The organism is Kitasatospora sp. NPDC048540 (assembly GCF_040651175.1).
Classification (GTDB): Bacteria; Actinomycetota; Actinomycetes; order Streptomycetales; family Streptomycetaceae; genus Kitasatospora.
This window is the reverse complement of the sequence record NZ_JBEZIR010000148.1, coordinates 1-20435: the sequence shown is the minus strand read 5'-3', so window position 1 is coordinate 20435 and position 20435 is coordinate 1. Positions and strand designations below refer to the sequence as shown.

Below are 20435 nucleotides of genomic sequence, written 5' to 3'. Positions count from 1 at the left end.
ACGGTCCTCAGCCCGCTGGCCGGTGTCCTGGACGTGCCCACCCGGACCTTCACCGTCTGGCAGATCGTGGGCGGGGTGCTCTGGTCGCAGACCCTGGTGCTGGCGGGGTACTGGCTGGGCGCGGCCGTCCCGGGGATCGACCACTACCTGTGGCTGCTGGTGGGGGCGGTCGTCCTGCTCTCGCTGCTGCCGGTCCTGCTCCACCCCCACCGGGACTCGCGCTCGCGCTGACGCCGGACGGAGGCAGGGCACGCGGGGACCGTCGTCCTTCCAGGGGGCGCGGGGAACTGCGCGAGGGCGGAAGGAACGGCGCCGCACCTCCCACCGGACCGTGAGCCGGCGGTCCGCGCACCGAGCCGTGTGCTTCACGACTCCGATCCGCCGGCGTCCGACGCCTCCTCGCCCGATCCCGCCCGATCGGCCTCTCCCGGCGGGCCGCTCAGCCGGTGGTGGCCGCCAGGATGTGGTCGCGGGAGGCCCGGACCTGCTGCCGCAGGGCGGGCAGGTCGACGTCGAGGACCCGGCCGTTCCACTTGCGGGGTTCGCCGTTGACCAGGACGGCGGTGATGTTGCGGGCGTCGCAGCCCAGCACGACGGTGCCGACCGGGTCGTTGAGGGGCATGGTGTTGAGGTCCTCGGCCTCGATGACCAGCAGGTCGGCCTTCTTGCCGGGGGTGAGCGAACCGGTCACGTCCTGGAGGCCGTTGGTGCGGGCGCCCTGGAGGGTGGCGAAGTCCAGCACGTCGTGGGTGGTGATCCTGGCGGGCCGCCGGCCGGTGCCGTAGGCGTCGTTCACCGCGCGCATCCGCTGGATGGCGTGCAGTGTCCGCATCTGGGTGAACATGTCGCCGGCCAGGGCGACCTCGACGTCGATGCTGAGGCCGGGGCGGACGCCCGCGGCCAGGGCCTCGTCGACGGCGGGAACCGCGGTCTCCAGGCCGATCTGCGCGTCCGAGGTGGGGGCGAGTGCGACGGTGGCGCCGCAGCCGCCGATCGCCTTCCACGCCTCGGGGGTGAGCCCGGTGGCGTGGATGAGGGTGACCTCGGGGGTGAGCAGGCCGGCCTCGGCCCAGTCCAGCACGGCCGCCGAGGAGGCGGCGCCGAAGACCGCGTCCACGCTCACGCCGATGCCCAGGTCCGCGGCGACGCGGGCGAGTCCGGGCCCGTAGGCGAGGGCCGGTCCGGCGATCTCGTCGGTGGCGAGGGCCGCCAGGCGCAGGGTCAGCAGCTGGTCGTCGCTGCTGAAGTACCGGTCCGCGAGCCGGGTGAGGTCGCCGGGCCACTGGTGGTCCCAGTCGCCGAAGTGCGGGCCCATGGCGGCGTGGACACCCCGGATGCCGGTGTCCAGCAGCGCCTCGATCGCGGCGTCGGAGTGCTCGCGGGTGCGGGAGTTGTGCGAGAAGTCGAGCAGGCAGGTGATCCCGGCGTCGATCGCGGAGAGCGCCGCGAGCCGGGTGCCGGTGTACATGTCCTCGGGCCGGTAGGCCGTGGCGTAGCCGGCGAGGGTGGTGGTGACGTACCCGCCGAGGTCGTCCACGTCCGGCATGATCCGGCGCAGCTGGCTCTGCCAGGCGTGGCGGTGGGTGTCGACGAAGCCCGGTGCCAGGACGGTGCCGGTGGCGTCGACGACGATGGCGTCGCCGGCGTCGAGGGCGGTGCCGACGGCGGCGATGGTGTCCCCCTCGACGAGCAGGTCCGCCCGGGGCAGGGTGCCGAGGGCGGGGTCCATGGTGACGACGGTCGCTCCGGTGAACAGGATGCGCCGCCGGGGGTCGCCGGCCGCCCGGCGGATCCGGTCGAGGACGGCGGGAGTGAGGTCGTCGGGGGTGGGGTCGGCGTGCACGGGAGGCCTTTCGGTGCGGTACGCCGGGCGACGCCCGGCCGGGGCGGTCGCCCTCGCGGCCAGCCTCGGGGTACGCGGCCCGGGTAACCAGGCCGCCGTGTACCTGGGTGTCCGGCACCCAGGCTGCCCACCCGCCCGCACACCGGGGTCCGACCCGGCCCGCCCCGACGTACCGGCCCGTCCGGCCGACCCCGCCGGACACGGGGCCTCCCCCGGCGCCCCCTCGGCGCCCCGCCCGGGGCCGTCCCCGGCGCAGGGAGGCCCCCCGACGCGGCACTAGGGTGGGGGGAATGAGCAACGGGACGCCGCTGGGTGATTTTCTCCGGGCCCGACGGAAGGCACTGAAGCCGTACCAGGTCGGCCTGCCCGAGCACGGCAGGCGCCGGGTCCCGGGGCTGCGCCGGGAGGAGGTCGCGCTGCTGGCCGGGGTGAGCGCCGACTACTACGTGCGCCTGGAGCAGGGGCGTGAGCGCAGCCCGTCGCCGCAGGTCGTGGAGGCCGTGGCGCAGGCGCTGCGGCTGGGGCCGGAGTCCGCCGACCATCTGCACCGGCTCTGCCTGGCCGCCTTCCAGCGGCCGCGCGGCCGCGCCCGGCCCACCGTCGACCCGCACCTCGTCCGGTTGATGGACGGCTGGGCGCACACCCCGGCCTTCGTGGTCGGCCCGGCGCTCGACGTCCTCGCGGCCAATGCGGTGGCCGCCGCCCTGCACAGCGGCTTCGAGCGGTTCGACAACCTGGCGCGGCTGGTGTTCACCGACCCCGCGGGCCGCGGGTTCTACCGGGACTGGGAGCGGGCCGCGCGCTCGTGTGCCGCCGAGCTGCGGGCCGCCTTCGGCCACGATCCGGGCTCGGCCAGGATCGCCGAACTGGTCGGGGAACTCTCGCGCGGGAGCGAGGAGTTCGCGGAGCTCTGGGAACGGCACGAGGTCGGCGGCAAGGCCCAGGACGTCAAGCGCCTCAGGCACCCCGCCGTCGGGGACCTGGAGATCCGTTTCTCGGCCTTCGCCGTGAACGGCGCCCCGCACCAGCAGTTGGTGGTGTACCAGGCGGAGCCCGCCGGGCCGACGGCCGCCGCCTTCGAGCAGCTGCACGCGACGGCCGCCGGTGCGCGGTGGGTGGGTGCCGCACTCCCAGGACCGACACAGCCATGAACGCCGCGGCCTGGCTGCCCGCGCCCCGGCGGACGACAGTTGAGGCATGGACAGCTACGACACCCCGCACCCCTTCGTCGGCATGTGGGTGACCGCCGACGGCCACATCCGCCAGGCGCTGCTCGCCGACGGGCGGTACGACGAGGCCCGCGGCGACCGGCCGAGCGCCTACACCGGGCGGTACACCGTCACCGGTGACCACCTCGACTACGTCGACGACACCGGCTTCACGGCCACCGGCGACGTCCGGGACGGCGTGCTCTTCCACGAGCACCTGGTGCTGTACCGGGAGCACTCCCCCGGGCCGGGCCGCCCCCGGGCGGCCGGGTAGCGGCCGGGCCCGGGAGCCGCGCGCCGGGCCCGGCGTCCCGGTCCTTACGCGGCGGCCGTGGGCCGGCCCCCGGCACCCGTACGGGGGCTCGCGGAGCCGCGGCCGGGGCGACCGCGGCCACCGCGGTTGCGGCCGGCGGAGGCGCTGCGCCGGGGGCGTTCGACGACCGGGTTGGCGATCACGGTGGGGATGCCGGTGGGGACGCGGGCGCCGGTGATGCGCGCGAGCTCCTCGTCCGTGGGGTGGACGGTGAGCGCGTTGGGGGTGAGGTCGGCAGCGGCCATCAGGCGGCTCATCTCGCGGCGCTGGTTGGGCAGCACGAGGGTGACGACGGTGCCGGACTCGCCGGCCCGGGCGGTGCGGCCGCCGCGGTGCAGGTAGTCCTTGTGGTCGGCCGGCGGGTCGATGTTGACGACCAGGTCGAGACCGTCGATGTGGATGCCGCGGGCGGCGACGTTGGTGGCGATCAGCGCGGTGACCTGGCCCTGGCGGAACTGCTCCAGGGTGCGGGTGCGCTGCGGCTGCGACTTGCCGCCGTGCAGCGCCGCGGCCTTGACGCCGTCGGCGAGCAGGTCCCGGACCAGCCGGTCGGCGCCGTGCTTGGTGTCGGTGAACATGATCACCCCGCCCTCGCGGGCGGCGATGTGGGCGACCACCGCGTTCTTGTCGTGGCTCTGGACGTGCAGCAGGTGGTGCTCCATCGTGCTGACGGTCGCGGCGGTCGGGTCCACCGAGTGCACCACCGGGTCGTGCAGGAAGCGGCGCACCAGCTTGTCGACGTTGCGGTCCAGGGTGGCGGAGAACAGCATGGTCTGCCCGCCCTCGGCGACCTGCTCGAGCAGTTCGGTGACCTGCGGCATGAACCCCATGTCGGCCATCTGGTCGGCCTCGTCCAGCACGGTCACGCCGACCCCGTCGAGCCGGCAGTCGCCGCGCTGGATCAGGTCCTTCAGCCGGCCGGGGGTGGCCACCACGACCTCGGCGCCGCGGTGCAGCGCCATCGCCTGACGGCCGATCGACATGCCGCCGACCACCGTCGCCACGCGCAGCCGTACCGCGTGGGCGTACGGGGTGAGCGCCTCGGTGACCTGCTGGGCCAGTTCCCGGGTCGGTACCAGGACCAGGGCGAGCGGGCGGCGGGACTCGGCGCGCCGGCCGGCGGTGCGGGCCAGCAGGGCGAGCCCAAACGCGAGGGTCTTCCCGGAGCCGGTCCGGCCGCGGCCGAGGACGTCACGGCCGGCCAGCGTGTTCGGCAGGGTGGCGGCCTGGATCGGGAACGGCGCGCTGACGCCCTGCCGGGTCAGCGTGGCGAGCAGGGCGTTCGGCAGCTCCAGCTCGTCGAAGGACGCGACGGCGGGCAGCGCCGGGGTGATCGTGACGGGGAGTGCGAACTCCCCCTGGACGGCGGAGCGCTGACGCGGGTTGCCGCCGGACGGGCGCCGTACGCCACCGGAACGGGACCCGGCACCGGCCCGGCCGCCGGAGCGGGCGGCCGCGGCGCCACCGCCGCGGTAGGAGGGGCGATCGGAGCGGTTGCTGCGGTCGGAGCGGTTCATGCGAAGGGCCTTCCTCGGGGCGGCACGTCACGAGGAGGTCCCCGCGGCTCAGGGCAGCGCGGGATCGCACGAACGGGCCGGAGATGGAACGGGCGGGGCGTGGACGGTGGAGCCGTGCGGCACGTCGCCTGCGGTGGGCGCTCGCCGTGGGACGGCGGCGGCCTCGATCCGCGGATGGTCACGGGCGGCCCCGGGCCGCGGCGCGGTGCGTCTCGCGTGGGGGGTGGTCGCCGGTGACGGAGCCGGGCCGGTGGGGCCTCGGCGGTGGTCGGCGGAAATGCCCAGGGACCCGCACCGTGCGTCTACGCGGTGCGGGTCCCTGCTGCGTCGGCAGGTGCCTGCGCAGTGGAAACTACAGCGGGCGAATGTTCTCCGCCTGCGGGCCCTTCTGGCCCTGCGTGACGTCGAACTCGACCTTCTGGCCCTCGAGCAGCTCACGGAAACCGCTGGCGTTGATGTTCGAGTAGTGGGCGAACACGTCCGGACCGCCGCCGTCCTGCTCGATGAAGCCGAAGCCCTTTTCCGAGTTGAACCACTTCACAGTGCCATTAGCCATTAAAGCTCTCCTTCGAGGGGCCGTCCGAGGTCAGCACCGTGCAGACCTCGAGTCGCCGCGATGATGACCCACCGGGAAAACCCGGACAACAAAAATGCGCCCGCGATCACATCAGCAGGCGCACACACACGTTCATGGGGACCACAACTGCAACTGGCATGACTGTAGCAGGCGCCGGCCGATTCGAGGAGGAATTACCTCCGCGCGTCGCGCGAGCATTCCCCCGCGCCGCGGCCCGGCCCCCCGCACCATCACCGACGGACCGTCAGAAGGCTTCGGGGGAACGGGCACCGCGCCCGTGGATCACACCCCGCCGGGCCCGGCTAGAGTGCCGGACATGGCGGTGGACGCGGACGTGGCGGTGGACGCGGACGTGGCGGTGGTGGGCGCGGGGCCGGTCGGCCTCGCCGCCGCGCTGCTGCTCGCCCGGGCGGGGCTCGGCGTGGTGGTGCTGGAGCGCCGCCCCGGTCCGGTCACCGAGTCCCGGGCCACGGACCTGCACGCGCGGACCCTGGAGGCGCTCGCGCCGAGCGGGCTGGCCGAGGCGCTGCACCCACTGGGCCGCCGGGTGGACACCGTGGAGATGTGGTCGCGGGGGCGCCGGCTCGGCGGCTTCGACCTGGGCGGGCTGCGCTCCCCGTACCCGTACATCCTGACCGTCCCGCAGTGTGCGACCGAGGGCCTGCTCGCCGAGCGGGCCGAGCGCGCGGGGGTACGGGTGCACCGCTCGACGGCGGTCCGGTCGGTCACCGAAGACGCCGACGGCGTCACCGTACGGGCGGACGCCCTGGACCCGCTGCGCGCCCGCTGGGTGGTGGCGGCCGACGGTGCGTCGAGCACCCTGCGGGCCCTGGCCGGTACGGCGTTCCGGGGCCGGACCTACACCGGGACCTGGCAGCTGGCCGACCTGCGGGTCGAGGACTCCTCGCTGGACCTGACCCGGGTCCACATGGTCGGCGGGCCGCGCGGCCTGCTGGTGGTGCTGCCGATGCACCTGGACGGCTGGGCCCGGGTGGTGCTGCACCTGCCGTCCGGCCGCACACCGGACGGCGCCCTCGCGCCCGCCGCCACGCCCGTCCCCGACGGCCGGGCCGACCCCGCCGCCATCGCCGCCGAGGCGGCGGCCCGCGGGTGGACGGCGAGCGTCCGCGACTGCCGCTGGACCAGCACCTTCCGAACCCACCGCCGGCTCGCCGCCGGGCACCGGAGCCGGCGGGTGCTGCTGATCGGCGACGCCGCCCATGTGTGCAGCCCGGTCGGCGGGCAGGGGCTCAACCTCGGCCTGCGCGACGCCGTCTCGCTCGCCGCGGCGCTGCCCGCCGCCACCGCGCGCGGCGGTGCGGTGGCGGACGCGCTCACGGCCTGGCGCCGGTCCCGCCGCGCCGACGCCCTGGGGGTGCTGGCCCGCACCGACCTCGCCACCCGCGCCTGGACGCTGCGCTCGGCGCCCGCGCGCGCCGTCCGGGACGCCGCCCTGCGCGGTGTCCTCACCACCCGGACCGGGCGCCGCCTGCTCGCCGAGTCCGTCGCCGGACCCCACCCCGGCCGGTCCTGAGCCCGGCCCTGGCACCGCAGGGTCCGCCGGGTCCGCTGCCTGCCGCGGACCGGGTTCCCGGCCCGGCGGCCGCGTTCAGTAGAGTTCGCGGGTGGCCATTTCACGGGAGCAGATCCTCGCCGAGCTCGGCGTCCAGTCGTCCATCGTGCCCGCCGCCGAGATCCGGCGCCGGGTCGACTTCCTCAAGGACTACCTGAGGTCGACCCCGGCCACGGGCTACGTCCTCGGGATCAGCGGCGGCCAGGACAGCACGCTGGCCGGCCGGCTGTGCCAGCTCGCCGCCGAGGAGCTGCGCGCCGAGGGGCACGAGGCGACCTTCGTCGCGGTCCGGCTGCCGTACGGCGTGCAGGCCGACGAGCACGACGCGCAGATCGCGCTGGGCTTCATCCGGCCCGACCGTTCGATCGCGGTCAACGTCAAGCCGAGCGCGGACGCCGTCGCCGCCGAGGCGGCGCTCGGCCTGGAGGAGCTGCTGGGCGACGAGCCCAAGCTGCGGGACTTCGTGCGCGGCAACATCAAGGCCCGCGAGCGGATGGTGATCCAGTACGCCATCGCCGGGCAGCTGGGCATGCTGGTGGTCGGCACCGACCACGCGGCGGAGGCGGTCACCGGCTTCTTCACCAAGTACGGCGACGGCGGTGTCGACCTCACCCCGCTGACCGGCCTGACCAAGCGTCAGGGTGCGGCTCTGCTGGCCGAGCTGGGCGCGCCGTCGAGCGTCTGGGAGAAGGTCCCGACCGCCGACCTGGAGGACGACCGGCCCGCGCTGCCGGACGAGGTGGCGCTCGGCCTCACCTACGCCGAGCTCGACGACTACCTGGAGGGCGCCGAGGTCACCCCGGCCGTCGCCGCCAAGGTGGAGTCGATCTTCTTCGCGACCCGGCACAAGCGGACCGTGCCGACCACCCCGCTCGACGACTGGTGGCGTTGATCCGGCGGGACCCGTCGGATCTGCTCCGGATCCCGGGCCTGTGGGACGTGCCGTACGCCGGCGCCCGCTACCCGGGATCCCTGGCCGTCACCGAGCGCCCCGGCCTCGCGGACGGCGCCAACTGCCAGCTGTTCGCGTACGCCGTCCTCGACCGCTTCGGGCTGGCCGCTCCCCCGCTGCGCTCCAGCGACCTGTGGGAGGACGAGCGGCACTCGGTCCGCGTCCGGCATCCGCACCGGCTCGACCTGCTGTTCTTCAACCGGACCGCCGACCCGTACGGCGCCCACCTCGGCGTCTGGGCGGGTGAGGACGCGGTCCTGCACCTCTGCGCGGAGGTCGGCCGCCCGGCCGTCTGGCCGATGGCCGAGTTCGCCGCCCGCGAGCGCTACCGGACCCTGGTCGGCATCATACGCATCACCCGCACCACCCGCACCACCTGCACCACCTGCACCACCTGCACCGAGGAAGGTCCGGACGGTCCCCGCGCACCCGGGCGGGCCTGACCTCCCGCCGTCCCGCTGTCCGGGCCGTTGGCTACTGTGCGGGCATGCCCGAAACCCACCCGCGGTCCGCCGCCGACGTGCCCGGCGCACCTGACGTGCCCGAGGTGCCCGGCCTGCACTACCTGGCCGACTGGCTCACCCCGGAGAGCGCCCGGGCGCTGCTCGCCGAGGTCGACGCCGAGGCGTGGTCGACCCAGCTCAGGCGCCGGGTGCAGCACTACGGCCACCGGTACGACTACGGGCGGCGCAGCGTGTCCGCCGACCGGACGGCCGAGGTGCCGCCGGTCCCGGGGTGGGCCCGGGAGGTGGCCGGGCGGCTGCTCGGCGAGGGGCTGATGGACCGCGAGGCGGAGCAGGTGATCGTCAACGAGTACCTGCCCGGCCAGGGCATCAGCGCCCATGTGGACTGCCTGCCGTGTTTCGGACCGGTGATCGCCGCGGTCTCGCTGGGCTCCGCTTGTTCGATGGACTTCACCGACCCGCAGGACGGAACCCGGCTCGCGCTGCCGATCGCGGCGGGCAGCCTGCTGGTCATGACCGGCCCGGCACGATTCAGCTGGCGCCACGCCATCGCCGCCCGCCGGTCCGACCCCGGCCCCGCGGGGCGCGTGCCCCGGGGCCGCCGGGTGTCGGTGACCTTCCGCACCCTGCTCCACCCCGACGGCCCGACACCTTGACGGTCCGACACCCTGACGGCCCGGCACTCCGACCGTCCGACGGCCTGATCCGGAAGGGTTCCACCATGAACCGTTTCAGCTACCCCGAGGTCGGCGCGACGGCTTCGGACGGCCCGCTGCCGGCCGGGTACCACCACCTGCGTCACCGCGCCCGTATCGGCGCCGGCCGGGAGGAGTTCGCGGCGGCCGGCGAGGCGATCATGACCTGGCGGATGCACCGCGCCGTCGGGGTGGGGGTGTCGGCGTCCGCGCCGCGGGCCGCCCCGGGGGTGCTGGTGACGGTGGTGCTCGGCCGCGGCAGGCTGGCGCTCACCGCCCCCTGCGCGGTGGTCCGGGCCGTCGAGGGGCCGACCCGGATCGGCTTCGCCTACGGCACACTGCCCGGTCATCCCGAGCGCGGCGAGGAGTGCTTCGAGGTGGAGCTGGATCCCGACGGGCAGGTCTGGTTCACCGTCACCGCCTTCAGCCGCCCGGCCCGTTGGTTCACCCGCGCCGTGTCCCCGCTGGTCCCGGTCTTCCAGCGGCTCTACGTCCGCCGCTGCGCGCGGGTCCTGCGCCGGCCGGCGGCGCGCGGCCGGCCCGGTCCGGGACCCGGGACGGGCTGACGCCCGCGGCCCGGCGCCCCGGGTCACCGGGTGGCGGTCGGCTGCCGGTTACCGGTTGCTGGTTGCCGGCCGGGTCAGCGGGTGGCCGCCGCCAGCGCCTCGCGGACCGCGGGGGCGCCGGCCGAGTGGCCCGGGTCCTCCGAGAGCGGGGACCCCGGGTCCTTCAGGTACGGCAGGCCGTAGGCGGGGGTGCCGGGCTGGAAGCGCCACCCCTCGGCGAGCGGTCCGGCATCGACGGTGTCGTAGCCGAGTGCGTCGAGCAGGGACGTGGCCGCGGCCTTGGCCGCCGCGTCGTCGCCGGCGATCGGCAGGGCGGTGCGGTCCGGCGCACCGGCCGGGCGGGCCAGGGCGGCGAGGTGACCGAAGTAGATATTGTTGAACGCCTTCACCACGTGGGCGTCCGCGAGGTGCTCCTGGAGCAGGCCGCTGCTGGTGGTGGCGCCCGAGTCGAGCCGGTCGAAGTGGCCGTCGCGCTCGGGGTAGTAGTTGTTGGTGTCCAGCACGGTGCGGCCGGCGAGCGGCGCCGCGGGGACCTTGAGGTAGTTCTTCAGCGGGACCGTCACCACCACCCAGTCGCCCGCCGCTGCCGCCTCGGCCGGGGTGGCCGCGCGGGCGTGCGGGCCGAGTTCCGCGACCAGCCCGGAGAGGGTCTGCGGGCCGCGCGAGTTGCTGAGCACCACGTCGAGCCCGGCGTCCACCGCGAGGCGGGCGAGGGTGCTGCCGATGTTTCCGCTGCCGATGAGTCCGAGGGTAGCCATACCGGTCACAGTGCTCCGGGACCGGCGGGGTATTCCCGTCCCCGGTTCCGCGCCCACCGTTCGGGTCAGGCGAGCCCCCCGGACGGCCGTACCGGCGTCGCGGGCCGGCTCTCCCGGTTGGCCCGGTCGACGGCGGTGACGGTGTACCAGGAGCCGTCCGTGGTGGGGACGGTGAAGCGGCGGGTGCGTCCCGGCAGCAGCGCGGTCAGCCGGTCCGGGTCGGTCCGCGGGCCCGGGCCGGGGTGGGTGTCGTAGCGGTAGACCGCGTGCTGGAACGGCTCCGGGCGGGGGCCGCCGGGGTGGATGACCAGTTGCGGGCGGCCCCGGTCGTCGAGGCCGGGGACGGCCAGCGGCGGCCGGGGCGGTGCCTGGGCGGCGGCGAGCCGGGGCAGCAGCGGTCCGAGCGCCGGGCGGGGCCAGTGGTCGGCGGCCATCCGGCCGACCCCGCCCAGCCGGTCGGCCCACACGCTGGTGGCGTTCCACAGCAGGTTGCCGCCGATCTGCGGGAGTCCGGCGTTCAGGGTGAGGTGGCGGGAGAGTTCGGCGGGGTCCTGCCAGGCGCCGGGGCGGCCCGGGTCGCCGACCCGGGAGACCGCCTGGCCGATCCACAGCTGGGTGCCGGAGCCGGCTGTCCGGGCGGCCCACCAGGGCGCGAGTTCGGCGTAGTCCGAGCCCTCGGTGCCGATCGCCCAGTACAGCTGGGGGGCGAGGTAGTCGACCAGCCCGTCCCGGGCCCAGCCGAGGGAGTCCGCGGACAGGTCGTCGTACGACTGGGTACCGTGGGTGCGTGAGCCGGCCGGGTCGGTGGCGGCGTTGCGCCAGATCCCGAACGGGCTGACGCCGAAGGCCGCTTCGGGCCGGGCCTCGCGGACCAGGTCGCGCATCTCGCGGATCAGCAGGTCGACGTTGTGCCGTCGCCAGGCCGCGCGGTCGGTGAAGCCGCTGCCGTGGGCGGCGAACGCCTCGTCGTCGGGGAAGGCCCGGCCCGGAGCCGGGTAGGGGTAGAAGTAGTCGTCGAAGTGGACGCCGTCCAGGTCGTAGCGGCGAACGGCGTCCATCATCGCCTCCACCACGAACCGCCGGGCCGCGGGCACCCCGGGGTTGTAATAGAGGCCGCCCTGGTAGGACGCGATCCACTCGGGGTGGAGCCGGGCCGGGTGGCCGGGCGCCAGCCGGGCCGGGTCGGGCTGCGTGGCGACCCGGTAGGGGTTGAACCAGCCGTGGAAGGCGAGGGCGCGGCGGTGGGCGGCGTCGACCATGAAGGCCAGCGGGTCCCAGCCCGGGTCCCGGCCCTGGGTGCCCGTCAGCCACTGCGACCAGGGCTCCGGTGCGCCGGGCCAGAACGCGTCCGCGGTCGGGCGGATCTGGACGAACACCGCGTTCAGGCCGAGCGCGACCGCGCGGTCGAGGTGTGCGGTGAACTCCGCGCGCGCCTGCTCGGCCGGCAGGCCGGGGGCGGAGGGCCAGTCGATGTTGCCCACGGTGGCGATCCACACCCCGCGCATCTCCCGCCCGACGGCGCCGTCCGGCCGGGGCCGGTCAGGACCCGCCGGGCCGGCCTCGGGACGCACCGCCAGCAGGGCCGCCGCCCCGAGTCTGCCGACGCCCGCCAGAAAATCGCGCCGTCCGGCCAGGGGCGCGGCCCCGCTCCACTCACCGAGCACAGCCAGCAGCGTAGATCCGACCGGCCGCCGGCACGGCGAGGGCGCGCGCGGGAAGCCGGGAGAGCGTCGCGGGCAGCGTGCGGGCCCGCCGCAGGCGGCTGCGGCCGTCCTTCTTGAGCCGTTGGGTCGAACGGCGGCGAGCGTCCCGGCGGCGGCGTGCGCCGTGAGTGACGATGACGCTGTCCGCGCCTCGCCGCCGTCTGGAGTCGTCATGCCCGTACGGGTCCGCTCGTCCCGCATCCGCCTCCTGGGCGCCGCGCTGGCGCTGGCCTTTGTGTGCGCGGCCGCGGGGTGCCAATCCGACGGTGGTGGCGGATCCACGGCGACGTCCGGGTCGGGCGCCTGTGCGGGCTCGGGCCAGGTACTGGGGGCCGGTTCGACGGCCCAGGCCAACGCGATCGACCTGTGGAAGACGGCCTTCTCCGCCCTCTGCCCGGCGGTGACCGTCACGTACGGTGCCAGCGGTTCGGGGGCGGGGCTCCAGCAGTTCGTCCAGGGCAAGGTCGCCTTCGCGGGCTCCGACGCGGCGCTGGGCCCGGCCGACGTGGAGGCGACCCGCCAGGTCTGCCCCGGCGGTCAGGGCATCGACCTGCCGCTGGTCGCCGGACTGATCTCGATCGTCCACCACATCGACGGTGTCGACCGCCTGGTCCTCGACGGGCCGACCCTCGCCAAGATCTTCGACTCCCGGATCACCAGCTGGGACGACCCCGCCATCGCGGCCCTCAACCCCGGGGTCACCCTGCCCTCGGCCGGTGTCCAGGCGATCCACCGCGCGGACGACTCCGGTACCACCGACAACCTGACCCGGTACCTGGCCGCGGCCTCCAACGGCGCCTGGCCCTACCCGCCCGCCAAGGCCTGGGCGGGCCAGGGCGGCCAGTCCGCCACCGGGAGCGCCGGGGTGGCGGCCCAGGTCGAGCAGACCAAGAACTCGATCGGCTACGTCGAACTCTCCTTCGCCGGGGCCGACGGCCTGCGGAGCGCGGCCATCAGAACCGGTGCGCCGAAGCCGGTCGAGGCCACCGCCGCCAACGCCGCCAACACCATCGCCGCCGCGAAGCTCTCCGGGCCGGGCGAGGACCTCACGCTGGCCTTCGACTACACCACCGACCAGGAGAACGCGTACCCGCTCGTCCTGGTCACCTACGAGATCGTCTGCGACCAGGGCAACAAGCCGGCGGTCCTGCCGGCCCTCAGGTCCTTCCTGTCCTACGCCGCCGGCGACAAGGCCCAGCGGGCGATCGGCGCCCAGGGGTACGTACCGCTGCCGGTGCCGATCGCGGCGCAGGTCCGCGCCACCATCGACGGGCTCGGCTGACCCGGGCGCCCGGCGACCGGTCGGTGGGTCCGACGGCCCGGCGGGGTCGCCGCGCGGCGGTGCCGGGTGCGACCGGCGGGGTGGTGACGGACCGGCGCGGCCGGCGCGCGGCGCGCCCTCGGGCGTGCCCTGCGAGCGGCGACTGCGTTGAGGAAAGCATGGACAGAAACGATTCTGCAGACCGTCCCCTCGGGCCCGCCGAGGCCGAACCCATCTACCGGAACCTGGTCCGGCTGTGGGTCGCCCAGCGGCGTACCGTCCCGGGCTCCCCGGTGCCCCGGCCGCGACAGTCCCGCGGCGGCGGGCGCCCCGCGCCGTCCGACGGGCCGAGACCCCGGACCGGCGGGCCGGTCGTCTTCGTGACCGGGCCCGCCGCAATGCTGCGCAGACCCGCGGAGCGCGGCGACGACGGATGACCGGCCGGCGAGAGCCGCCGGCCCGCGGATTCACCGGTCCCCCCGGCCGGCGCCCACCAATTCCTTGCGGAGCCTCACCCTGGCGCGGTATCCGAGCGTCTTGACCGCCCCCACCCGCCGGCCGGTCAAGCGGGAGATCTCCTCGGACGTCAGACCGTCCCAGTAGCGCATTCGCAGCATCTCCCGCTGGGCGGCGGTCAATTTTGTCATGGCAATAGCCAGCCTGGCCGCATCGGCCGCGCCGTCGAATGCCGCGATGACCGCGCTCTCCACGCGCACTCCCGCATCCATCTCGGGCATCTCGAGAACCAGCACCTCGGCAATGGACGACCTCCGCCGTACATGATCCTTCAGCAGATTCTTCGCAATGGTGACCAGCCATGCGGAGAAGTCCGTGCCGGTCCACCGGTATCCGCGGATCGAGCGCATCGCCCGCACGAAGGTCTCCTGCGTCAGGTCCTCGGCGAGTGCTTCGTTCCCCTGCGTCCGGCGCAGGAGATAGGCCAGCAACGGGCCTCGGTGGCGGCGGTACAACTCGCTCCAGGCGGCCGGATCGCCGGCCTGCGCGAGATCGATGAGCATCGACATGCGGTCGACGTTGCTGCGTGTCAGGGCTTCCTCCCCGGTCCGCTCCGACCCCTCTGCGGGGTAGGCGCAGACGCTAACACCCTTGCACGCATGCAAGCAAGGAAATCGATAATCCCGAGCCAATCCCCGGTAATCAAGGGGAATCCCGTACAGGCTTGCATGCGCGCAAGGTGAATGGCCGCTCCGTGGCGGCGCGGTAGTCTGCCCGCATGCCACCCACCATTGACGAAGATCCCGGACGCTCCACGGCCCGCCGTTTCGGTGCGGCCGTCCACGAGGCCGCCGAACGCGCGGGATACGATCTGCGCCCCGGCGCGGGCGGCCGGGCCGCGCTCGCCAAGGACGTCGGAATGAGCGCGTCAGCCGTGGGCCGGATGCTGCGGGGGGACACGCTCCCCCGTCCGTCGCAGTTCGAGCAGATCGCCTACGCGGTACATGTCGAACTGCGGGACCTCTTGGTCCGCGGCGGCGTTATTTCCCGAGATTCCGCCAACAGCCTTCCGTTGAGAGTACGCTCACAGGCCATCAGCCCAGAGGAAGCGGCCGACGCCTGGGGCATTACCGACCCCGTGATCCGGAAATTCCTGCTCGCCACCATCTCGCAGGCGATCACCATGCAGCACGGGCAACGGGAGGAGAATGCGGGCTGACGTCGTGCCGGAATGAGGTGAAGGTCAGCGTGGCCAGATTCGCACCAACCGTCGTCAGAGTCTCGATGTCCGTTCTCGGCCTGGCGCTCGCCGTCGTGGCGGGCCGCGAGACGCCCTGGATCCCCCCGCTGACCGGCTTCCTGTTCGCGGTCCTGACCGCCACCGAACTCGCCCTCGCCAAGGTCCGCCACTGGGTCCACCGGGCCGACGACCAGCTCCACACCCAGCTGGCCTTCGTGCTCTCCGAGCAGTCGAGGGCCGCCGCGGAGCACGACGCCCTCGCCCTGGACCTGGCCGCCCTCGGACGGCAGATCCAGGAGCAGCAGCGGCAGCGCAACGGGGTGGACTCCCTGCTGGGGCTGCTCCTGACGACCAGGGACGACCTCACGGAGGCCCGCCGGGCCGCCGCGGCCACCACCGCCGACTACGCCGACCTCTCCTCGGACTGGAACGGCCTGGTCCAGAAGCTGATGCGGGACGGCACCCCCCTCCCGGTCCCCCCGGCCAGAACCACCCCGGACACCACCCGCCCCCCGACCCACGACTGACGACACCCGGCGGGCACGGCAGGCGCGGCGGGGCGTCGGCGGGGCGTCGGCGGAGAGGGCCTGGATTCGGAGCTGCGGAGGCGGGCGGGACCGCCCGGCCGGGGCCCCGGTCTCCGTTCAACCGCTCCGGGCACCTCTGCTCGATCCCGGGCCGGTCTCCCGCGCCGTTCACGAGGGCCACGGTGGCGGGACCGCTAAGCGTCCCCCGACGGTGGCCTGATGTCCCGTCCGCCCGCTCAGGGCGCGCAGGGCCCGAGGTCGCCGATCACCCCGACGCGGAAGCCGAGCCACGGGTAGGTGTGGCTGAAGAAGGGGTTGTCCTGCGGCTGGAGACCCACCGCGGAGGGCCACATCTGGTACGCCGGGGCGTTGGACACCCCGCCGTGTTCCCGGCGCCAGACCCGTGCGGAGTCCCCGCCGGCCGGGGGCGGGGTGATGGTGTCGGTCCACTCGACCGCGTTGCCGCCCTGGTCGAGGGTGCCCCAGGGCGAGGTGGTCCTGGCCTGGCCGACGGTGCTGAGGCTGCCCTGGTAGAGCATCCGGTACGCGATGGGGTCCAGCCCGAAGGGGTTGACGGTCGCGCAGGTGACGGGCTGCACCTGGCCCGGGCACCAGCTCGGTGCGGGCAGGTTGCTCGCGTGGTACGAGGCCAGCGGCTGGGTGGCCGCGTTGGTGACGTCGCCGGTGGCGGGGTCGAGGACGGTGGGCGCGGGTGCGGTGGCGTCGCCGTCCCCGAAGACACCGGGGTTGGTGGGGTACTTCCAGTAGGAGTAGGTGCCGCCGCCGCTCGGGTCGTAGTACGCCGCCTTGATCCACTCGTCCTGGCTCGGGACGACGAAGCCGGAGTCCTGCGCGCGGGTGGCATCGGGGCGGGCGAGGTCGTACATGCCGCGCTCGGTCTGCGGCGAGAGTTCGACCTGGTAGCTGACGTAGTCGTGCCCGTCCCGGACGCCGGACTGCCGGGAGACCAGCCGGCCGTTGTGGAGCGAGTTGACGAAGCGGGCCGCCTTGAGGAAGTCGGCGAAGCCGTACGGCTTGTCCGCCCACTCGGGGTACGCCACGGTGTAGTGGTGGCCGTCGGCCGCCGCGGCGGAGAACTCGATCGGGCCGTACTTGGGCCACGCCGAGGAGCTCTCGCTCCGGTCGTACAGACCGTGCGGGTCCCGTCCCCGGCGGTCGGCCGTGTTCAGGAAGGCCACCCACTGGCCGACGGTGACCTCGAACTCCCCGATCTCGTACGGGTCGCGGACGCCACCGACCATCAGGCACCCGGACGTGTCCGATGGCGCGTCGGCGCAGGTCCGGTAGATCGCGTCGGTGAACGGGACGACGGCGACCGCCGGGTTCCCCGGGGCGCCGACCTTCACGGTCGTCACGGTCACCACCTCGCCCCGGACTCCCCCGGGCGTACCGGGCTCCGAGGCCGCGGCGACCGCGGACGGGGCGAGCAGCACCGAGACCCCGCAGGCGGCCAGGGCAGCCCTGCCGAGTCGGGTACGGCTGACGGCTACCTGCATGGTCGTTCCCTTTCGGCCACGGCGGACCTCCGCCGGATCCGGCGCTGCGGTGCGGAGGGATTCGGCGGCCGGTCCCGGCCGCGAGTGGTCCCACGCTAGGACAGCGACCACGCTCCGCGGTCGAAGCATCGCGGGAGGGAGGGGAAATGTTCGCCCGTGTGACGGCCCGCCCGCGCTGCAGCCCGCGTCCGCGGGTGCGGGCCGTTCACTCGTTCGTGTCGCCGGGGTGTCGTCCGCGGTGGCGGGCGACAGGCGTGGACCACCATGTGTGCTGTCCCGCTGGAGGCGAACGCGGGCCCGCCGTCGACGGGAGAGCGCCGTGCCCCGCAGCCACCCCCGGCCCCCGCGCCCGCCGGAGCGCGGTCGCCGATGCCCCGGGCGCGGTGGCCCGTGAGGCTGGCCATCGACCGGGAGTCACCCGATCTGCCCGCCGTCGAACAGGCGGTCTGCACCGAGCTGGCGGCCGTCGACGCCGGGCCCGAGGTCTGCAACCAGGTGCTGGTGGCGATCCTGGAGGCGGTCGCCAACGCCCTGCGGCACGGCCGCACCCTCGACGGCGCCGGGCGTCCCGTCCTGCTGGACCTCGAGGTCTCGGACGGCCGGATCACCGCGACGGTCACCGACGACGGCCCGGGCTTCGACCTGGCCGCCTGTCCCGACCCCCGCGCGCCCGAGCGGCTGCTGCTCCCGGGCGGCCGGGGACTGCTGCTGATGCGCCACTACATGGACAGCGTCAACCACGCCTTCCCGCCCGGTGGGGGCACGGTCGTGACGCTGCGCCGTTCCGTCCCCGCCGCGGGCCCGGAGGCGGAGGATCCCCGCCGCCGGGAGGACCGCGGCTGAGGCCAGGGTCCGGGCAGGCGCGGTCGTGGTGACCGGCCGGCGGGACGACGGACCGTCAGGCCCGGTGTCCGCAGGGGCCGTACCGGTCGGTCCCGTCGCTCAGCTCCGTACCAGCCGTTCGGCGTGCTCGGCCTCGTCCGGCCGGATCGCGCCGGGCCGGGAGCCGGCGGGCCGCCAGCGGGTCGTGACGCCGTCCGGGCCTTCCAGCGCTCCGCCGCGCAGCGCCGCCTCGATCCGCTCGCGGACCTCCGCCTCGGCGGCCGGTTCGGCCGCGAAGAGCACCCGCAGCCGTACCCGGGCGTCGGTGGACGGCTCGACGGCGGTGTGGTGGGGGGCGAGTGGGCACGGCGGTTCGTGGTCCCAGTGCCCGCACAGCGCGACGGTGACGGCGGCCCCGAGGGCCCGGACGTCGCCGCCCGCCGCCAGTACCACGACCGCCTCATGGACGTAGGCCCTGCGCATCCGCCCAGTATCCCCCCGTCCGCCGTCGGTGCGGCCTGCCAGGATGGCGGCATGTCGAACGAACCCCGGACCTGGTCCGGCGATCTGCACCCGGACCTGCTGGCGGCGAAGGCCCGGGTCTACGACCCGGCCGGGCTGGCGTGCTCCCCGCCGGTGGCGGAGGCGGAGAGCGCGCAGTACGCGGCGTACGGGTTCGACCTGGACGGCCGCGCGGTGCGGTTCCGGGCGGCGCGGACCACTCCGGCCAAGGCGGGCCAGTTCGTCACGGTGTGGAAGCGGCCCGATCCGCGCGGGCCGATCCGGCCCTTCGACACCGCCGACGACCTCGACCTGGTGGTGATCAGTTCGCGGGACGGCGGGCAGTTCGGGCAGTTCGTCCTCCCGTGCGCGGCGCTGGGCGAGCGGGACGTCCTGTCCCGTGACGGGGTGGGCGGGAAGCGGGCGTTCCGGGTCTACCCGCCGTGGGTCACCACGACCAACCGCCAGGCCCGCGCCGCCCAGGCCTGGCAGCTGGAGTTCTTCCTGCCGGTCCCCGAAGGGGGCCCCGTCGACCTGGTCCGGGCGCGGGCGCTGTACCGCGCGCGGGACTGACCCGGGGCCGCAAGGGGCGGTCCGGATGCCCGTGCCCGGGGCCCGGGCTCAGCGCCCCGGGCTCAGCGCCTGGCGCGGATGCCGTCGAGGGCGATGCCGAGCACCCGGTCGCGCTGTTCGTCGTCGGGGAAGGCGACCGTACTGACGCCGGAGACGAGGCGCAGCAGGTCGTCGATGTCCATGTCAGGGCGTACCTCGCCGGCCTCCTGGGCGCGGGTCAGCAGGGGCGTGCCGGCGTCGTACATGGACTGGCGGCAGGCCAGGAAGACGTCGGTCTCCTCGCCCGCCAGGGCCTCGCGGATGGCGCGCTTGGTGAGGGCGTAGGAGACGAAGCGGCGCAGCCAGGCGGCCAGTGCCTCCCACGGCGGCTCGCCGGCGAGCTCGGCGGCGACCACGCCGAGGTCGTTGACCTCGTTGGCGTAGACGGTTTCGAAGAGGTGCCGGCGGGTGGGGAAGTTGCGGTAGAGGGTGCCGATGCCGACGCCGGCGCGGCGGGCGATGTCCTCCAGGGAGGCGTCGGCGCCGTGTTCGGCGAAGGCGTCGCGGGCGGCGGCGAGCAGCGCGTCGAAGTTGCGCGCGGCGTCGGCGCGGCGCGGGCGCTGGGCCGCGAGGAACTCGTGGACGACGACCTGTTCCGGCACGCGGACCTCATCTCGGACACCCGGCTTGAACCGGAGGGGTACCTCCGCTAATCTGGAGGCATGCCTCAACTTTACCAGTGAGGCCCCGACCTCGCCCTGCCGCCGTCCGGCCGGGCGCCCTCGCACACCGCCGGGCCGGTTCCGGCCTGCGGACCGCCCGCCCGCTGCTGCCCGCGGCCGGTCCGCCCCCGCATGCCCCGCGCGCCCGGCCCCGGTCCGACCTGCCGCTCGATCCTCCGTTCCGCCCTCCCGCCCGCCCATCGGCCGGCCACCGCCGTCCCACGTCCCGAGAAGGTTCGATGAACCGCCACTCCAACCGCCTCACCTTCGGGGTGCTGGCGACCGGTGCGGGTGTCTACGCGCTGCTCCAGTCGCTGATCACGCCCGCCCTGCCGACCGTCCAGCACGCGATGCACACCTCGCAGTCCACCGTCACCTGGGTGATGACGGCCTATCTGCTCTCCGCCTCGATCTTCACCCCGATCCTGGGCCGCGTCGGCGACCTGGTCGGCAAGAAGCGCACCCTGGTCGCCTCGCTGGTCGCCCTGCTGGTCGGCTGTCTCGTCGCCGCGCTCGCGCCCAACATCACGGTGCTGATCATCGCCCGGGTGGTCCAGGGCATCGCGGGTGCACTGAGCGTTTTCAGCGTTGAAGCTCCAGGGTGAGGACAGCCTTGGCTGCTGACGTCAGCCAGTTCGGGCTGCAGCGGGCGTGTCGGAAGATCCTCC

21 protein-coding genes and 3 pseudogenes are annotated in these 20435 nt (G+C 74.7%); 14 read left to right on the top strand and 10 right to left on the bottom strand.

What is annotated here, in order from left to right:
- Window positions 1–231 (top strand): annotated as a pseudogene (locus AB0D08_RS35545) (DedA family protein); the annotation flags it as partial.
- 208 nt (window positions 232–439) lie between these two features.
- Here AB0D08_RS35545 and AB0D08_RS35540 read toward each other — a convergent pair.
- Window positions 440–1843 carry an amidohydrolase family protein gene (locus AB0D08_RS35540; protein ID WP_359894427.1) on the bottom strand — a complete coding sequence of 468 codons (1404 nt, stop codon included), beginning with the start codon at window positions 1841–1843 and terminating at the stop codon, window positions 440–442.
- A gap of 290 nt (window positions 1844–2133) precedes the next feature.
- Between AB0D08_RS35540 and AB0D08_RS35535 the strand changes: the two genes are divergently transcribed.
- Window positions 2134–2994 carry a helix-turn-helix transcriptional regulator gene (locus AB0D08_RS35535; RefSeq protein ID WP_359894425.1) on the top strand — a complete coding sequence of 287 codons (861 nt, stop codon included), beginning with the start codon at window positions 2134–2136 and terminating at the stop codon, window positions 2992–2994.
- A 46-nt stretch (window positions 2995–3040) separates the two neighbouring features.
- Window positions 3041–3325 (top strand): Atu4866 domain-containing protein, encoded by a 285-nt coding sequence (locus tag AB0D08_RS35530; RefSeq protein ID WP_359894423.1) that lies wholly within the window; start codon window positions 3041–3043, stop codon window positions 3323–3325.
- 44 nt (window positions 3326–3369) lie between these two features.
- Here AB0D08_RS35530 and AB0D08_RS35525 read toward each other — a convergent pair whose 3' ends face one another.
- Both AB0D08_RS35525 and AB0D08_RS35520 read right to left on the bottom strand, forming a co-directional pair.
- The gene (locus AB0D08_RS35525; RefSeq protein ID WP_359894422.1) at window positions 3370–4881 is read right to left on the bottom strand and encodes a DEAD/DEAH box helicase; all 1512 of its coding nucleotides are present in this window, start codon (window positions 4879–4881) and stop codon (window positions 3370–3372) included.
- A gap of 352 nt (window positions 4882–5233) precedes the next feature.
- A complete protein-coding gene (locus tag AB0D08_RS35520; protein ID WP_033823215.1) occupies window positions 5234–5437 on the bottom strand; it encodes a cold-shock protein in 204 nt (67 codons plus the stop codon).
- A 337-nt stretch (window positions 5438–5774) separates the two neighbouring features.
- Between AB0D08_RS35520 and AB0D08_RS35515 the strand changes: the two genes are divergently transcribed.
- From AB0D08_RS35515 to AB0D08_RS35495, 5 genes are all read left to right on the top strand, one after another.
- Window positions 5775–6992, top strand: a complete 1218-nt coding sequence (locus AB0D08_RS35515; RefSeq protein ID WP_359894421.1) for an NAD(P)/FAD-dependent oxidoreductase — start codon at window positions 5775–5777, stop codon at window positions 6990–6992.
- Window positions 6993–7083: 91 nt separating this feature from the next.
- Window positions 7084–7923 carry an ammonia-dependent NAD(+) synthetase gene (gene nadE / locus AB0D08_RS35510; protein ID WP_359894420.1) on the top strand — a complete coding sequence of 280 codons (840 nt, stop codon included), beginning with the start codon at window positions 7084–7086 and terminating at the stop codon, window positions 7921–7923.
- Window positions 7914–8426, top strand: a complete 513-nt coding sequence (locus tag AB0D08_RS35505) for a hydrolase (protein ID WP_359894418.1) — start codon at window positions 7914–7916, stop codon at window positions 8424–8426. Before nadE ends, AB0D08_RS35505 begins: the two co-directional genes overlap by 10 nt.
- A gap of 44 nt (window positions 8427–8470) precedes the next feature.
- Complete coding sequence (locus AB0D08_RS35500) at window positions 8471–9103, top strand: alpha-ketoglutarate-dependent dioxygenase AlkB (protein WP_359894416.1); 633 nt, start codon at window positions 8471–8473, stop codon at window positions 9101–9103.
- Between the two features lie 65 nt (window positions 9104–9168).
- Complete coding sequence (locus AB0D08_RS35495) at window positions 9169–9708, top strand: DUF1990 domain-containing protein (protein WP_033823218.1); 540 nt, start codon at window positions 9169–9171, stop codon at window positions 9706–9708.
- A 74-nt stretch (window positions 9709–9782) separates the two neighbouring features.
- Here the strand turns inward: AB0D08_RS35495 and AB0D08_RS35490 are convergent, their stop codons facing one another.
- Window positions 9783–10466 carry an NAD(P)-binding domain-containing protein gene (locus tag AB0D08_RS35490; protein ID WP_033823219.1) on the bottom strand — a complete coding sequence of 228 codons (684 nt, stop codon included), beginning with the start codon at window positions 10464–10466 and terminating at the stop codon, window positions 9783–9785.
- Between the two features lie 65 nt (window positions 10467–10531).
- Window positions 10532–12130 (bottom strand): family 10 glycosylhydrolase, encoded by a 1599-nt coding sequence (locus AB0D08_RS35485; protein ID WP_359894414.1) that lies wholly within the window; start codon window positions 12128–12130, stop codon window positions 10532–10534.
- A gap of 211 nt (window positions 12131–12341) precedes the next feature.
- On the opposite strand from AB0D08_RS35485, the gene pstS reads away from it, so the two are divergent.
- A complete protein-coding gene (gene pstS / locus AB0D08_RS35480) occupies window positions 12342–13451 on the top strand; it encodes a phosphate ABC transporter substrate-binding protein PstS (protein ID WP_033823220.1) in 1110 nt (369 codons plus the stop codon).
- A gap of 446 nt (window positions 13452–13897) precedes the next feature.
- Here pstS and AB0D08_RS35475 read toward each other — a convergent pair whose 3' ends face one another.
- The gene (locus AB0D08_RS35475; RefSeq protein ID WP_359894412.1) at window positions 13898–14455 is read right to left on the bottom strand and encodes an RNA polymerase sigma factor; all 558 of its coding nucleotides are present in this window, start codon (window positions 14453–14455) and stop codon (window positions 13898–13900) included.
- A gap of 209 nt (window positions 14456–14664) precedes the next feature.
- Between AB0D08_RS35475 and AB0D08_RS35470 the strand changes: the two genes are divergently transcribed.
- Both AB0D08_RS35470 and AB0D08_RS35465 read left to right on the top strand, forming a co-directional pair.
- Window positions 14665–15105, top strand: a complete 441-nt coding sequence (locus AB0D08_RS35470; protein ID WP_033823221.1) for a helix-turn-helix transcriptional regulator — start codon at window positions 14665–14667, stop codon at window positions 15103–15105.
- Window positions 15106–15170: 65 nt separating this feature from the next.
- Window positions 15171–15653 (top strand): hypothetical protein, encoded by a 483-nt coding sequence (locus AB0D08_RS35465; protein WP_359894410.1) that lies wholly within the window; start codon window positions 15171–15173, stop codon window positions 15651–15653.
- 236 nt (window positions 15654–15889) lie between these two features.
- Here AB0D08_RS35465 and AB0D08_RS35460 read toward each other — a convergent pair whose 3' ends face one another.
- Window positions 15890–17170, bottom strand: coding sequence for a hypothetical protein (locus AB0D08_RS35460; RefSeq protein WP_359894409.1), 1281 nt, complete (start codon window positions 17168–17170; stop codon window positions 15890–15892).
- A 390-nt stretch (window positions 17171–17560) separates the two neighbouring features.
- On the opposite strand from AB0D08_RS35460, the gene AB0D08_RS35455 reads away from it, so the two are divergent.
- Complete coding sequence (locus tag AB0D08_RS35455; protein WP_359894407.1) at window positions 17561–18013, top strand: ATP-binding protein; 453 nt, start codon at window positions 17561–17563, stop codon at window positions 18011–18013.
- Window positions 18014–18112: 99 nt separating this feature from the next.
- Here AB0D08_RS35455 and AB0D08_RS35450 read toward each other — a convergent pair whose 3' ends face one another.
- Window positions 18113–18475 carry a hypothetical protein gene (locus AB0D08_RS35450; RefSeq protein ID WP_051813630.1) on the bottom strand — a complete coding sequence of 121 codons (363 nt, stop codon included), beginning with the start codon at window positions 18473–18475 and terminating at the stop codon, window positions 18113–18115.
- A gap of 51 nt (window positions 18476–18526) precedes the next feature.
- Between AB0D08_RS35450 and AB0D08_RS35445 the strand changes: the two genes are divergently transcribed.
- Window positions 18527–19066, top strand: a complete 540-nt coding sequence (locus tag AB0D08_RS35445; RefSeq protein WP_033823232.1) for a MepB family protein — start codon at window positions 18527–18529, stop codon at window positions 19064–19066.
- Window positions 19067–19128: 62 nt separating this feature from the next.
- Here the strand turns inward: AB0D08_RS35445 and AB0D08_RS35440 are convergent, their stop codons facing one another.
- Entirely contained in the window at window positions 19129–19707 is a 579-nt protein-coding gene (locus AB0D08_RS35440) for a TetR/AcrR family transcriptional regulator (RefSeq protein ID WP_033823224.1), read from the bottom strand.
- Between the two features lie 299 nt (window positions 19708–20006).
- On the opposite strand from AB0D08_RS35440, the pseudogene AB0D08_RS35435 reads away from it, so the two are divergent.
- Window positions 20007–20342, top strand: a pseudogene (locus tag AB0D08_RS35435) (MFS transporter); the annotation flags it as partial.
- Between the two features lie 7 nt (window positions 20343–20349).
- On the opposite strand, the pseudogene AB0D08_RS35430 reads toward AB0D08_RS35435, so the two are convergent.
- Window positions 20350–20435 (bottom strand): annotated as a pseudogene (locus tag AB0D08_RS35430) (IS5/IS1182 family transposase); the annotation flags it as partial.